The organism is Pseudomonas sp. QC2 (assembly GCF_002859085.1).
Lineage (GTDB): Bacteria > Pseudomonadota > Gammaproteobacteria > Pseudomonadales > Pseudomonadaceae > Aquipseudomonas > Aquipseudomonas petroselini.
The window spans coordinates 166,394-180,593 of sequence record NZ_PKKS01000009.1 but is presented as its reverse complement, the minus strand read 5'-3'; the positions used below and the strand labels follow the sequence as shown (position 1 = coordinate 180,593).

General features: G+C 62.8%; 10 protein-coding genes. 1 reads left to right on the top strand and 9 read right to left on the bottom strand.

Going from position 1 to position 14,200, the window contains the following annotated elements:
- Positions 1 to 168: 168 nt before the first annotated feature.
- The 4 genes from QCBJ_RS09480 to xylA form a co-directional block, all read right to left on the bottom strand.
- On the bottom strand, positions 169 to 1,305 hold the full coding sequence (locus tag QCBJ_RS09480; RefSeq protein WP_102060655.1) for a sugar ABC transporter permease: 1,137 nt from the start codon (positions 1,303 to 1,305) through the stop codon (positions 169 to 171).
- A complete protein-coding gene (gene xylG, locus QCBJ_RS09475; RefSeq protein ID WP_093546937.1) occupies positions 1,306 to 2,862 on the bottom strand; it encodes a D-xylose ABC transporter ATP-binding protein in 1,557 nt (518 codons plus the stop codon).
- Positions 2,859 to 3,860 (bottom strand): D-xylose ABC transporter substrate-binding protein, encoded by a 1,002-nt coding sequence (xylF, locus tag QCBJ_RS09470; protein WP_012723529.1) that lies wholly within the window; start codon positions 3,858 to 3,860, stop codon positions 2,859 to 2,861. The genes xylG and xylF overlap by 4 nt, the downstream gene beginning before the upstream one ends.
- A gap of 226 nt (positions 3,861 to 4,086) precedes the next feature.
- Complete coding sequence (xylA, locus tag QCBJ_RS09465) at positions 4,087 to 5,403, bottom strand: xylose isomerase (RefSeq protein ID WP_012723530.1); 1,317 nt, start codon at positions 5,401 to 5,403, stop codon at positions 4,087 to 4,089.
- 139 nt (positions 5,404 to 5,542) lie between these two features.
- Between xylA and QCBJ_RS09460 the strand changes: the two genes are divergently transcribed.
- Positions 5,543 to 6,718 (top strand): DNA-binding transcriptional regulator, encoded by a 1,176-nt coding sequence (locus QCBJ_RS09460; protein WP_012723531.1) that lies wholly within the window; start codon positions 5,543 to 5,545, stop codon positions 6,716 to 6,718.
- 54 nt (positions 6,719 to 6,772) lie between these two features.
- Here the strand turns inward: QCBJ_RS09460 and QCBJ_RS09455 are convergent, their stop codons facing one another.
- From QCBJ_RS09455 to QCBJ_RS09435, 5 genes are all read right to left on the bottom strand, one after another.
- Positions 6,773 to 8,038 (bottom strand): carbohydrate porin, encoded by a 1,266-nt coding sequence (locus QCBJ_RS09455; protein ID WP_102060654.1) that lies wholly within the window; start codon positions 8,036 to 8,038, stop codon positions 6,773 to 6,775.
- A 55-nt stretch (positions 8,039 to 8,093) separates the two neighbouring features.
- Positions 8,094 to 10,502, bottom strand: a complete 2,409-nt coding sequence (locus tag QCBJ_RS09450; RefSeq protein WP_102060653.1) for a glucose/quinate/shikimate family membrane-bound PQQ-dependent dehydrogenase — start codon at positions 10,500 to 10,502, stop codon at positions 8,094 to 8,096.
- Positions 10,503 to 10,772: 270 nt separating this feature from the next.
- Positions 10,773 to 11,519 carry an IclR family transcriptional regulator gene (locus QCBJ_RS09445; protein WP_046035381.1) on the bottom strand — a complete coding sequence of 249 codons (747 nt, stop codon included), beginning with the start codon at positions 11,517 to 11,519 and terminating at the stop codon, positions 10,773 to 10,775.
- Positions 11,520 to 11,609: 90 nt separating this feature from the next.
- Positions 11,610 to 12,929: an MFS transporter gene (locus tag QCBJ_RS09440; protein ID WP_012723535.1), complete on the bottom strand. Its 1,320-nt coding sequence runs from the start codon at positions 12,927 to 12,929 to the stop codon at positions 11,610 to 11,612.
- Positions 12,930 to 13,011: 82 nt separating this feature from the next.
- On the bottom strand, positions 13,012 to 13,989 hold the full coding sequence (locus tag QCBJ_RS09435) for a hydroxyacid dehydrogenase (RefSeq protein WP_102060652.1): 978 nt from the start codon (positions 13,987 to 13,989) through the stop codon (positions 13,012 to 13,014).
- Positions 13,990 to 14,200: the final 211 nt, after the last annotated feature.

The following is a 14,200-nucleotide window of genomic DNA, read 5'->3' as shown; positions in this document are numbered from 1 at the left end:
TCGTTGGTTCATGGGGGACTCTTGGTTCCAGGGCATGATCAGTTACCTCCTGATCATGCGTATTAACCTGTAAACCATGTCCCCGGTTAGAAATGTAAACGATGTCCCCGGTTTGTACCGGGGCAAGCCCCCTCCCACAGGGGATTTGTGGTGTTTGTGGGCGTGGGTTCAGCGCCGGCCCGTGCGCGTACTCACATCCACCCACACCGCCAGCACCAGGATGCTGCCCTTCACGATCATCTGCCAGTAGCTGTCCACATCCTGCATCGACATGCCGTTATCCAGGCTGGTGATCACCAACGCCCCGAGCAACGCGCCATACACCGTGCCCGAGCCGCCGCGCATCGAGGTGCCACCGATAAAGCACGCCGCAATGGCATCCAGCTCGCCCATGTTCCCCGCCGACGGTGATCCAGCCGCCAGCCGCGCGGTGTTGACCAGGCCGGCGAGGGCGCACATCACGCCCATGATGCCGAAGATCCACAGTTTCACCGCCTGCACGTTGATGCCCGACAGGCGTGTGGCTTCCATGTTGCTGCCCACCGCGTACACGCGGCGGCCGAACACGGTCTGGCTGGTGACGTAGCTGAATACGCCGAGCAGCACCAGCAACAGCAGCACCGGTACCGGGATGCCGTCATAGCTGTTGAGGGTGGTGACGAACCCGGCCAGCACCGCGCCGATCACTGCCACACGCACACCATCGCGCACCCGCGAGTGAGCGGCCAGGCCATGCAGGGCGCGGTTGCGCCGTTGTTTCCAGGTCAGGAACAGGGTCAAGGCAAACAGCAAGACCCCGAGGCCGATACCGACCGAATGCGGCAGATAACCCTGGCCCACATACACCAGCGACGGCGACACCGGCGCGATGGTGGTGCCGCCGGTAATTCCCAGCAGAATCCCGCGAAACGCCAACATGCCGCCCAGGCCGACAATAAACGACGGGATCCGCAGGTAAGCGGTCATGTAGCCGTTCGCCAGGCCGATCATCAAGCCGCACAGCGCCACCAGGCTCAGGTTGGCCAGCAGCGGGATGTGATACACCACATCCAGGATCGCCGCCAGGCCGCCCAATAATCCGAGCAATGACCCCACCGACAAATCGATTTCGCCGCTGATGATCACCAGCACCATGCCGCACGCCAGGATGCCGGTGATCGACATCTGCCGCAGCAGGTTGGACAGGTTGCGCGGCGTGAGGAATCCGCCCTCGGTCTGCCAACTGAAAAACAGCCAGATCACCGCCACGGCGATCACCAGGGCGAGCATTTTGTAGCGGGTAAACAGCTGTTTGAGCTGATTCATCTACGCGGTCTTCCGGTCATTATTATTGTGTTGGCTGAGCGCCGCGGCGAGTACCTGTTCCTGGGTGAGCCCTTCGTTGATGAAGTCGCCACGCAGCTGGCCTTCGCCGATCACCAGCACGCGGTTGGAAACGCCGAGCACTTCGGCCAGCTCCGAGGAGACCATGATGATCGACACGCCTTCGGCCGCCAGGGCGCCCATCAGTTTGTAGATCTCGTACTTGGCACCCACGTCCACCCCACGCGTGGGTTCATCGAGGATCAGCACCTTGGGCTTGGCCATCAGCATTTTCGCCAGCACGGCCTTTTGCTGGTTGCCGCCGGACAGGCTGGTGATCGGCAGGAATGGACTGGCGGTCTTGAGGTGCATGCGCGCGATCTGCTGGTCGATGCTGCCCAGTTCGGCTTCGGCGTCGATGCGGGTCATATGTGCGTAAGTGTCGAGCACCGTCAGGGTGATGTTCTGGCCCACGCCCAGGTCGGGAATGATGCCCTGGCGCTTGCGGTCTTCGGGCACCATGCACAGCCCGGCGCGGATCGATTTGAGCGGTGTGCGGGTGTCGATCACCTGGCCGTCCAGCCAGACTTCGGCGCTGTAGCGGCCGGGGTAGGCACCGAACAGCGCCGACACCAGCTCCGTACGCCCGGCGCCCACCAGGCCGGCGATGCCGAGGATTTCCCCGCGCTTGAGCACAAAGGACACATCGTCCACGCGTTTGCGCTTGGGGTTGTCGACGTCATAGCAGGTGACGTGGCGCGCCTCGAAAATCACCTCGCCCACCGCATGGGGCGTGGTGGGGTAGAGGTTGCTCATTTCGCGGCCGACCATTTGGGTGATGATCTGCGCAATGTCCATATCGGCCATGGCCGTGGTCGCAATGTGCTTGCCGTCGCGGATCACCGCAATGGTGTCGCACACGGCCGCCACTTCATCGAGCTTGTGGGAGATGTACACGCAGGCCACGCCCTTGGCTTTGAGGCCGCGGATGATGTCCAGCAGCACGTCGATTTCCGAGCGGGTCAGCGCCGAGGAGGGCTCGTCGAGGATCAACAGGCGCGCCTGTTTATTCAGGGCCTTGGCGATTTCTACCAATTGCTGGTAACCGCCGCCGTACTGCGACACCGGCAACGCCACGTTCATGTCCGGCACCTTGAGCTCGCGCATCAAGGCTTCGGCGCGGTGGAGCATCGCCGGGTAGTTCATGCGCCCACCCGGCAAGGTCAGTTCGTGGCCCATGAAGATGTTTTCGGCCACCGACAGGTCCGGCACCAGGGTCAGTTCCTGGTGGATGATGACGATGCCGGCCGCCTCGGTTTCGCTGATGGACTGGGCCTTCAGCGGTTGGCCGTCCCAAAGGATTTCGCCCTCCCAGGTGCCATACGGGTAGACCGCCGACAGCACCTTCATCAAGGTGGATTTGCCGGCACCGTTCTCGCCGCACAGGCCGACGCATTCGCCCGGTCGTACCTTGATGTCGATGCCGTTGAGCGCGTTGACACCGCCAAAGCTTTTGACGATGCCGTTCATTTGCAGCAAGTAGTCGGCCATGGCGGTCATTGCCCGGCAAGCTGCTCTTTGGTGTAGAACCCGTCCTTCTCCAACAGGTCGATATTGGCCTTGGTCAACGGCGTCGGCGTGAGCAGGATGGTATCGACCTTCTTGCTGCCGTTGTCGTATTGCGAGCTGTATGTCGGCTTCTCGTTACGCGCCAGTTGCACCGAGAGCTTGGCCGCCTCCGAGGCGATCAGCTTGAGCGGCTTGTACACGGTCATGGTCTGGGTGCCATCGATCACGCGTTTGATCGCGGCGAGGTCGGCGTCCTGGCCGGAGATCGGCACCTTGCCCGCCAGCTTCTGCGCGGCCAGGGCCTGGATCGCGCCGCCGGCGGTGGCGTCATTGGAGGCGACGATGGCGTCGATCTTGTTGTTGTTCCGGGTCAGGGCGTTTTCGACGATGCTCAAGGCTTCGGTGGCGTTCCACTCCTTGACCCACTGCTGGCCGACAATCTTGATATCACCCTTGTCGATGGCCGGTTGCAGCACCTTCATCTGGCCTTCGCGCAGCACCTTGGCGTTGTTATCGGTGGGCGCGCCGCCCAGCAGGAAGTAGTTGCCCTTGGGCGCAGCTTGCAGCACGCCGTTGGCCTGCATCTCGCCGACTTTTTCGTTATCGAAGGAGATGTAGGCGTCGATATCGGCGTTGAGGATCAGGCGGTCATAGGACACCACTTTGATCCCGGCCTTTTTGGCTTCGGCGACGGCGTTGGTGAGCACGGTGGCGTTGAACGGCACGATCACAATGACGTCGACCCCACGGGAAATCAGGTTTTCGATCTGGGAAATCTGCTTTTGCTCGTTGGCATCGGCGGATTGGACGAAGACCTTGGCGTCGAGTTTTTCCGCTGCGGCGACGAAGTAATCGCGGTCACGGGACCAACGCTCCAGGCGCAGGTCGTCGATGGAGAAACCGATCTTCGGGTGGGCGGGGTCAGCCATGACCGGCAGGGCGAGCAAGGCCAGGGCAGTGGCGAGCAGGGTACGTTTGAATGACTTCATGGTGGTGCGTCCTTTTATTGTTGTTGGAAGACTCTAGACGAACACTGTAACTGTGGTGAGTAGGCTTACTGTGGTGAGCGGGCTTGCCCCGCGCTGGGCTGCGAAGCAGCCCCAAAACCAGGCACCTCAGCGTGTCAGGTAAAAACACATCGCCTGTAGGGGGGGGGCGCTAAGCGCCCCAGCGCGGGGCACGCCCGCTCACCACACGTGCCAGTGTTTACCCCTATCAGGTGTAGATAAAGCGATTCACGACGCCTTCAAGCATCTCCTGACGACCACTCACCGCCTGCGGGTTCAGTTCATGGGCAAACGCATGCTCGGCCAGCGATGCCAGGCTGAACTCTCCGGCCAGCACTGCCTGGCCCAACGGTTGCTGCCACCCGGCATAACGCTGGTCCTTGAACTGCTGCAAGCGGTCGTTCTGCACCATCGCCGCCGCACGTTCCAGCGCCAGGGCCAGCACATCCATGGCCGCGACATGCCCGTGGAACAGGTCCACATCGTCCAGGCTTTGGCGGCGCACCTTGGAGTCGAAATTGTAGCCACCGTTCTTGAACCCGCCGGCCTTGAGGATTTCATAGGTGGCCAGGGTCATTTCCTCGACGCTGTTGGGGAACTGGTCGGTGTCCCAGCCGTTCTGCGGGTCGCCGCGGTTGGCGTCGATGCTGCCGAAGATACCCAGGGACACGGCCGTGGCGATCTCGTGATGGAAGCTGTGCCCGGCCAGGGTGGCGTGGTTGGCCTCGATGTTCACCTTGATCTCATGCTCCAGCCCGTACTCATGCAGGAAGCCGAACACCGTGGCGCTGTCGTAATCGTATTGGTGCTTGGTCGGTTCCTGGGGCTTGGGCTCAATCAGCAGGTCGCCCTTGAAGCCGATCTTATGCTTGTGCTCCACCACCATGCGCATGAAGCGCCCGAGTTGCTCGCGTTCGCGCTTGAGGTCGGTATTGAGCAGGGTTTCATAGCCTTCACGGCCACCCCACAGCACATAGTTGGCGCCCTTGAGCCGCAGGGTGGCATTCATGGCGCTGAACACCTGGGCGGCGGCGTAGGCGAACACCTCCGGGTCCGGGTTACTCGCGGCGCCGGCGGCAAAGCGCGGGTTGCTGAAGCAGTTGGCGGTGCCCCAGAGCAGCTTGATCCCGGTCTGTTCCTGATGGCGCTCGAGGTGATCGACCATCTGCGCGAAGTGGTGGCGGTACTCCTTGAGCGAGCTGCCTTCAGGGGCGACGTCCGTGTCGTGAAAGCTGTAGTAGTCGATGCCCAGTTTGGAGAAAAATTCGAACGCCGCGTCGGCCTTGCCGATGGCCAGTTCCATCGGGTCGCCGCTGCGCTGCCAGGGCCGCTTGAAGGTACCTACACCGAACATATCCGCCCCCGGCCATACGAAGGTGTGCCAATAGCAGGCTGCCATGCGCAGGTGTTCGCGCATGGGTTTGCCGAGGATGATCTTGTTGGCGTCGTAATGGCGAAAGGCGAGGGGGGCGTCGCTGCTGGGGCCTTCGAAGCGAACCTTCTCGACACCGGGGAAGTACGGCATGGCGTTTTCCTTATTGTTCTTGGCGGTGTCTCGATACTAGCAACGGCATCGGCCTTGCCGATTATGAAAATCACCAAAGGACAGTGCGATTTTGAGTGGCAGGGTCTAGTCTGTGGCGACTGGCCCCAGGACAACAACAATGAAAACCCTACCGCCCGTGCACCGCATTGCCTTGCTCTTCAACGGCAGCAAAATCTACGACCGCGGCATCATCGCCGGCATCGGCAACTACCTGAGCAGCACCCGCGCGTCCTGGGACTTGTTCCTGGAAGAGGACTTTCTCTGTCGCCTCAAAGGCATCGAGCGCTGGCAGGGCGACGGCATCATCGCCGACTTCGACGACCCGCTGATCGGCGAGGCGTTGTCCGGGAGCACGCTGCCGGTGGTGGCGGTGGGGGGCTCTTATGAGGATGCGCGCGCCTACCCCAAGGGCATTCCTTATGTGGCCACCGATAACCACGCCTTGATGAAATTGGCCTACGAACATTTGATCGAAGCGGGCCTGACGCGGTTTGCCTGTTTCAGCCTGCCCGAGGCCCAGGCCAATCGCTGGGCCCAGGAGCGCGAAAAAGCCTTTCGCCGTCTGCTGCAACGCGATGGCCTGCACGTCGAGGTGTATCGCGGCCTGGGCACCAGCGCGCCGTTGTGGGACAGCGCGGTGGAACAACAGATCGCCTGGCTGCACAGCCTGCCCAAGCCCATCGGTATCATCGCCGTCACCGACGCCCGCGCCCGGCAGTTGCTGCAAGCCTGCCTCACCGCCGGCATCGCCGTGCCGGAGGAGGTGGCGTTGATCGGCATCGACAACGACCCGCTGACCCGCACCCTTACGCGGGTGCCGCTGAGTTCGGTGATCCAGGGCACGGAAACCATGGGCCGCACCGCCGCGGCGTTGCTGCACCAGATGCTGCACGGCAAACCCTGCGCCGGGACGCAGATCCTGGTGCCGCCGGATGCGATCAATGTGCAGGCCTCCAGCTTGCATCAACCCTTGGGCAATCCCTATGTGATGCAAGCGTTGCTGTTTATCCGGCAGTACGCCTGCCAGGGCATCAAGACCGCGCAGGTGGCGGCGTATGTGGGGGTGTCGCGTTCCTCCCTGGAAGCGCACTTTCGCAAGGTGCGCGGCTGCAGCGTGCATGACGAGATCCTGCGCTTCAAACTCGCCGCCGCCGCCAAGGGCCTCGCCGACCCCGACCTGGCCATCGCCGACATTGCGTCGAGCTGCGGCTTCACCTCCGCGCAGTACTTGCATACGGTGTTTCGCCGTGAGTTCGGTTGTACGCCACGGGAGTACCAGCAGGGTGCGGCCTAGGGCCGCGTATTCAGACTGAATGCGAGAGATAAAATGTGGGAGCGGGCAGGGCGCTTAGAACACTGTCTTGACCTGCAGGCCGACCACCAGCGCGTTGTCGATATCCGCACCGGAGAACGCTCCTGGCTCGATGATGTATTGCACATCCGGGCGCAGGTTGAGCCACGGCGTGGCCTGGTAGCCATAGCTGAGTTCGATCAATTGTTCGGCATTGTTCAGGTTGGGGTAATCGTTCTCGGCCTTGAAGGCGGCCAGTTCCTGCACGTCGCGACTGCGAGGGTTGGGTACGGCACGCCCATACCCCAAGGCCAGGGTATCGCGTGGCCGTCCCTCAAACGGCTTGTAAAGCACCACGCCGGCGCCGTACCACTTGCTGAACGGCGAGGCCGCTTCGCTGGCTGCCGAGTATTGGCCGAAGGCATGCAGCACTCGGCCGGCGGATGAGTCGGACGCCCATACCGCCTGGTCGACCAGTAGGTAGTAACCACCGCGACCGCTGACCGCCTTGTTGCTGCCAATGCGTTTCACGTCGGAGCTGTCGTAGTAATAGCCCAGTTTGTATTCACTCGGCAGGCTGCCCGCGTGTTTGTACACCAGTTCGATGGGCACTACGGTGCCAGTGGTGTGCTTGGGGCTCAGATGCCAGGCGCGGCTGGAGTCGCCGTTACTGTCCGGGTCGACATTGAACGCGGCGACGCGCAGTTGCCAGGCAGGCGAGAAGTCGTATTTCACCCGTGCGCCCAGGCGTGCGTTGGGGTAGTTGGTCCAGCCGCTCCCGCCGGACATGTTCAGCGGGTGGCCGCAGAAGCCGGCATTCATGAAGTTGCACAGGATGCCGCTGTCCAGGCCGCCGAGGTCGTTGCCCATGGCCATGTAGCCGAACTTGAGGTTCAGCGCCGGGGTGAACAGCGTGCGCTCGTAGCTCAGCTCGGTGAGGCGCGTGTAGAGGCCGCCGTAGTTTTCCTGGATCGGCAGGCGGTTGCCCACCAGGTCTTCGGAGGCGCTGTTGCCGCGACGGTCGTTGAGGGTGAGCTGGATGCGGTCATCCTTGTTGAAGCCATAGAGCTTGCCCAGGTCGAACTGCACGCCGAGCTTGACGTTCTGCGAGTAGCGCGCCGAACGATGCTGGCCGCCGTGGGCGTTGTAGGCGGTTTCGCCGCTGTAGTCACCGGTGAAGCGCACGCCTTGCTCGTCGAGCTCACGGCGCAGGCCGTCCCAGTCGCCGGTCAGGGTGGTGTCATCCGCTTGCACAGGCAGGGCGGCACCCAGGGCCAGGCCGAGCAACAGGCGCCCAAGGGAAAGATGAGAAGAGGGGGTCATGCGGGGTCTTCCAAAGCAGAAGGCGCGGTGCTGGGGGCACCGCGCCTGGAGAGGGTTATGGCAGGGCGTAGGCGATCACGTAGTCGCCACGGTCGGTGGACTGGCGTGCGCCACCGGCGGTGACCACGATGTACTGCTTGCCGGTTTTCGGCGACACGTAGGTCATCGGACCGCCTTGACTGCCGACCGGCAGGCGGGCTTTCCAGATTTCATCACCGTTGCCGCTGTTGAAGGCGCGCAGGTAGAAGTCCTGGGTGCCGGCGATGAAGATCAGGCCGCCCTGGGTGGAGAGGGTACCGCCGAGGGTCGGCAGGCCGATCTTGATCGGCAGGTGCATGCGGATCCCCAGCGGGCCGGTGTCTTCAACGGTGCCGACCGGCACTTGCCAGGCGACCTTTTGCGTCTTCATGTCGATCGCGGTGAGGGTGCCGAACGGCGGCGCCTGGCACGGGATACCGGCCACCGACAGGAAGCGGTTTTTGTTCACCGCATACGGCGTGCCCTTGAGCGGTACGGCGCCCATGCCGGTGTTCAGTGCTTCGCCACCGGACGAGGCCTGGGCCTTGTTTTGCGACGGTATCATCTGGATCCACAGACCCAGGCGCATGTCGTTGACGAAAATGAAACCGTGCACCGGGTCGGTGGAGATGCTGCCCCAGTTCATGCCGCCCAGCGAGCCCGGGAAGCTCAGGGATTTATCGGTGCCTGGCGCGGTGTACAGGCCGTCGTAGCGCATGCCCTTGAAGTCGATGCGACACAGCAACTGGTCAAACGGCGTGGCGCCCCACATGTCCGACTCGGTCAGGGTCTGCGCGCCGATCTGTGGCATGCCGACCGACTTTGGCTGGGTGGGCGAGTAGGGCTCGTTAGGGATATTGGCGGCCTTGACCGGGACTTCCTGCACGTCGGTCAGCGGCTTGCCGGTCGCGCGGTCGAGCACGTAGATCTGCCCGGCCTTGGTACCGATCACCACTGCCGGCACGGCTTTGTCGCTGCCTGGCGGCGTGAAATCGATCAGGCTTGGCTGCATCGGCAGGTCGAAGTCCCACAGGTCATTGTGGACGGTCTGGTATACCCACTTTTCCGTGCCGGTGGAGGCGTCCAGCGCCAGCACCGAGGCGCCGTATTTGTGGTTGAGCTGAGTGCGTTCCACGCCGTAGATGTCGGTGGACGAGCTGCCCATCGGCAAGAACACGGTGTTCATCAGCGGGTCATAGGACATTGGCGCCCAGCTGTTCGGCGTGCTGCGCACATAGGTGCTGCCGTCGGCCGGGGCTTTTTTGTCTTCCGGGTTGCCCGGGTCGAAAGCCCAGCGCATCTGGCCGGTGATCACGTCGAAGCCACGGATCACGCCGCCGGGCATGTCGGTCTGGACGTTGTCGGCCACGCGGCCACCCACCACCACGGTGGTGCCGGCCATCAGCGGCGCCGAGGACAGTTGGTAGTAGCTGTCCGGCACGTTACCCAGGCCGGCCTTCAAATCCACTTGACCGTGGGTGCCGAAGTCTTCGCAGAACTTGCCGGTGTCAGCATCCACGGCGATCAGGCGTGCATCGATGGTGTTGGTCAGCAAGCGACGCTGGCACTGCGCACCGGCAGGAACGCTGGCGGCAATGATCGGCGAGCTGTTGGGCTGGGTCGGCTGGGCAATCGGCGCGCTGGCGTCGAAGTAAGCCATGCCCCGGCAACGCTGCCACACCGCCGATTTGGCGTTGACCTCGTTCTTCCACAGCTCTTTGCCGGTGTCGGCGTCGAGGGCGATCAGGTTGTTGTGCGGTGTGCAGATAAACACCTTGTTGCCGATCTGCAGGGGCGTGAGTTGGTCTTCGGCACCGTTGCCGTCGCTGATCGCCACGTCACCGGTGTGGTAGGTCCAGGCTACTTTGAGCTTATTGACCGTGTCACGGTTGATCTGGTCCAGCGCGGCGAAGCGGCTGCCGCCTTCGGTGTTGCCGTAGTGGGCCCAGTCTTTCTGGGCATCGGCCGGGGCTACGGGGGTGATGCCAGGGCCGGCACCGGCCGGGGCGACGCTTGGGTGAGCAACGAACATATTGCCTGCTGCCACCGCCACGCCCACTGCCAGCACGGCGGCAACGCCATAGGCGCCCCGGGCAGGCGTGTTGACGAGCAGCGGATAAACCAGCGCCACCACCATACCGATGGCCGCAAACATGAACACCCGCGAGAACAGCGGCCAGAACACCAGGCCCACGTCGGCCACGGCCCAGATCGCGGTGCCCAGCAGAAACGCCGCGAATAACCACGCGCCGGCCGGTTTGCGCAGGGCAATCAGCAGGCCGGAAACGGCCATCACCGCACCGCCGACCAGGAAGTACCAGGAACCTCCCAGGCTGACCAGTTTAACGCCGCCGACGGCAAGCGCGAGGCCGAGCAAGGCGATGATCACGCCCAGGCCCAGGAGTAAGAATCTAGAGACGCCAGTGGCGCGCGATGCTCGTTTCATATCGAAAAGACTCGAGTGAGAGAGGGCAAAGACGCGATTTTAGCAAGATAAGTAACTGGTTAGTACATTAGAGTCCTGCAATAGACTATTACAGGTTCTGCGAGGGTAGGCTGAGGCTAAATGTCGCGTGTGTTGAGAGAGTGTAGGCAAGCTTGGAGGAAAATGTGGGAGGGGGCTGGCGCCCGATGGCAATGGCTCAGTTACCCAATAAGTTGACTGACACACCGTCATCGGGGCACGCCCCCTCCCACATTTGAGCCGGGTAGGGCTTCAGCCCGTGGTGGTTTTTTTGCTGCGAGGTTTTTTCTGTGGGGTTTCTCCACCCGCCAGTGCATCGCCACCCAGGCTGCGGGTCAGCTCAACGGCGGCCTGCTGGAACAGCGGATGCAGGGTTTGCGCCTGTTCTGCAGTCAGGCGGCTGGCCGGACCGGACAGCACCAGGGCGCCGATCAGGTTTTCCCCGGGGCCGAAAATCGGCAGGGCCATCGACGAGGCGTGGGGGTCGGTGGCGCCGTGGGAGAAGATCGGTTTGATCATCCTGGCGGCCAGGGAATAGGGGGTGCGCAAGGCTTCGGCACCGGCGGCGCCATCCATGGGGCGGGTGTCGCCCGGTTGCAGGTGCAGGCGCAGATGGTGGGGCGAATTGACCCGGTACAGGCACATCCGGTAGGCGCCATGGCGCACATAGAACGAGGCGGTTTCCCCGGTTTCCTGCGTCAGGCGGTGCAGCAGCGGGGTAATGTGGCGCTCCAGGTCGAGGCCGTCCTGATACACCGTGTTCAGTCGCATGATCTCGGTGGCCAGTTGATAACGGCCATCGGCCAGGCGCGTGATCAGGCCGTGGTCTTCCAGGGACACCATCAAACGCATGATGGTGCTTTTGATCAACCCGGTGCGCGCCGCCAGCTCGGCCAGTTCCAGCGCGGTATCGCCCATTTTGAACGCCGTGAGCACGGTCAGCACCCGATCAGCCGAAGCAACCCCGGTGACTGCGGGGCGCGGGCGGGTTTTTACCATGGGGTTGCTCCTTGTGGTTGGGCGGGTACGCTGCAAAATACTGGCATTGCCCGCGAGGGGCAATGCCAAGCAATTGACTGCGCAGCGATTTCAGGACAAAGCCGGCGCGCCGGCCAATTCCTTCATCTGCTTGCGGCCCATCAACAACACCATCACCGCGCCGGCCGCACACAGCGCTGCCAGTGGCAAGAGTGCCAGGGCATAGCTGCCGGTGGCGTGATGAATCGTGCCGTAAACGTTGACCATCACGCCCCCGCCAATCAGGTTGGCCATTGCCCCCACGGCGGCCAGGCCGGCAGCGGCGGTGGAGGACGAGAGCCAGGTCGACACCAGCGCCCAGAACGGCCCCTTCATCGAATACGCGCCAATCAGCACCATGGACAGCATGATTACCGTGGCCACCAGCGACGACGTGACCAACGCCAGCAGCAAGCCCGCAGTGATCAACAGCAAGGTGGTCGCGGTGTGCCAGCGGCGCTCACCGGTCTTGTCGGAGCTGCGCCCCCACAGAATCATAAGGATCGATGCGAGCCCGTAGGGGATGGCATTGACCAGGCCGATTTCCAGGTTGTTCAGGCCAAAGGTCTTGAGCAATTGCGGGGCCCAGACGCTCATGGTGCTGCCGGCCGCCGAGGCGCCCGAATAGATCAGCGCCAGCACCCAGATGTGCTTGTGGCGCAGCAGTTTCCACAGAGAGATATGCCCGATGGCGGTCTTGCGGCTGCGCTCTTCATCGAGACGGCCGGTGAGCCAGCCGCGTTGCTCGCTGCTCAGCCATTTGGCCTGCTCGGGGCGATCGGTCAGCACGAACAGGCAAGCGATACCCAGCAGCACCGCCGGGATGCCTTCGATGATGAACAGCCAGTGCCAGCCTCGCATGCCAAACCAGCCGTCCAGGCTCAACAGCAGTCCGGACAGCGGCGAGCCGATGAAGTTGGCACCGGGAATGGCGACCATGAAAATCGCCACCATGCGCCCTCGGTATGCCGCCGGCAGCCAGTAGGTGAGGTACAGCAGCACGCCCGGGAAAAACCCGGCTTCGGCCGCGCCCAGCAAAAAGCGCATCACGTACAAGGAATTGGCGCCGGTCACAAACGCGGTGCCGGCGGAAATAATCCCCCAAGTGATCATGATCCGCGCAATCCATACCCGCGCGCCGAACCGTTGCAAGGCCAGGTTGCTGGGGACTTCCACGAGGAAATACGACACAAAGAACAAGCTGCTGGCAAAGCCGAAGATCGCCGGGGTGAGGCCCAGGTCCTGGTTCATCTGCAGGGAGGCCATGCCGATGTTGCCGCGATCAATGATTGCCAGCAGGTAGCAGAGGATCAGGAACGGCAGTAGCCGCCACGCCACCTTGCGCATGGTTGAGCGCTCAATGGCGCTGATGTCGGTGGAACTGGTAGACATGACTCTCTCCCATTTTGTTTTTTTTGGAGAAGCGTGATGAGCCTGTCCTTCTTTACGCGAAGGCCGGGCGATGTGCGTTCAATCAGTCTGCGAACAGTTGGCGATTAACCACTGCGCGCGGTTCCAGCGCGTTGCCGTCCCAGAAATCGATGATTTGTTGCAAGGCCAGCAGGCCCACGCGATCCCGCGCTTCGGCGGTGTTGGCGCCCACGTGCGGGGTGGCCACCAGGGTCGGCAGGCCCCACAGCGCGGAGTCAGCCGGTGGCGGTTCGGGGTTGAAGGTGTCGAGGCCGGCGCCGGCGATCTGGCCGGTGCTCAGCGCCTGCACCAGCGCTTCGGTGTCGATCAGCTCACCGCGCGCGGTATTGATCAGGATGCTGCGCGGGCGCATGCGCTTGAACTGTGCCGCGCCGAACAGGTTGCGGTTCTGCTCGGTCAGCGGGCAATGCAGGCTGATGATATCGCAGCTCTCCAGCAAGGCGTCGAAGTCCTCAGCGCGCTCGACGTTCGGCAGGTCCGGCAGGCTGCTCAGGTACGGGTCAAAGACCTTGACGGTCATGCGCAGCGGGGTCACCAGGTCCATCAGGATTCGCCCGATGGCGCCCAGGCCGACCAGCCCGAGGGTCTTGCCGGACAGCTCGATGCCCACGCTGGTGGCTTTGTCCCAATGCCCGTCACGCATGCGCGCATCGAGCAGTGCGGTCTGGCGCGCCACGCTGAACATCAGTGCCAGTGCGTGCTCGGCCACCGATTGCGCATTGGCGCCCAGGGCGATGGTCACCGGGATGCGGCGCTCGGCGGCGGCGGCAATGTCGATGGTGTCGTAGCCCACGCCGTGCTTGGCGATGATCTTCAGCGCGGGCGATGCGTCGATCATCGCTCGGGTCAGTTTGCCCTGGCGCACGATGATTGCGTCGGGTTGCTCGCGGGCAATGATCGCAGTGAGTTCGTCGGCAGGTGCATAGGGCGTGGTGGGGATCACGCGTACGCCGTGGGAGGCGGCGTGGGCCATGGCGTCGGGGGTGAGTTCCGGGCCGGTCAGCAGCAGGGTTCGGGTCATTGTGCGCACCTTGGTTTTCTTATCTGTGTGCAGTTGAGGACTCGTCGTAGCGCTCAACAGTGATTGAAAGCTACCATAATGAAATGGCGTTTCAATAAATAATTTTTGCTCTGAAACAAAAAACTCACTGTTACGGTTGTCTGCGACCCAGTGATTACCCATGTTTTATAGAGTTTAAGGTGCGATTTGTGCTACTCGTCGCCTGCCGAAT

Coding starts and splice junctions, on each gene's coding strand:
- QCBJ_RS09480 (WP_102060655.1), bottom strand. CDS start 1,305: ATGAATCAGCTCAAACAGCTGTTTACCCGCTACAAAATGCTCGCCCTG.
- xylG (WP_093546937.1), bottom strand. CDS start 2,862: ATGACCGCCATGGCCGACTACTTGCTGCAAATGAACGGCATCGTCAAA.
- xylF (WP_012723529.1), bottom strand. CDS start 3,860: ATGAAGTCATTCAAACGTACCCTGCTCGCCACTGCCCTGGCCTTGCTC.
- xylA (WP_012723530.1), bottom strand. CDS start 5,403: ATGCCGTACTTCCCCGGTGTCGAGAAGGTTCGCTTCGAAGGCCCCAGC.
- QCBJ_RS09460 (WP_012723531.1), top strand. CDS start 5,543: ATGAAAACCCTACCGCCCGTGCACCGCATTGCCTTGCTCTTCAACGGC.
- QCBJ_RS09455 (WP_102060654.1), bottom strand. CDS start 8,038: ATGACCCCCTCTTCTCATCTTTCCCTTGGGCGCCTGTTGCTCGGCCTG.
- QCBJ_RS09450 (WP_102060653.1), bottom strand. CDS start 10,502: ATGAAACGAGCATCGCGCGCCACTGGCGTCTCTAGATTCTTACTCCTG.
- QCBJ_RS09445 (WP_046035381.1), bottom strand. CDS start 11,519: ATGGTAAAAACCCGCCCGCGCCCCGCAGTCACCGGGGTTGCTTCGGCT.
- QCBJ_RS09440 (WP_012723535.1), bottom strand. CDS start 12,929: ATGTCTACCAGTTCCACCGACATCAGCGCCATTGAGCGCTCAACCATG.
- QCBJ_RS09435 (WP_102060652.1), bottom strand. CDS start 13,989: ATGACCCGAACCCTGCTGCTGACCGGCCCGGAACTCACCCCCGACGCC.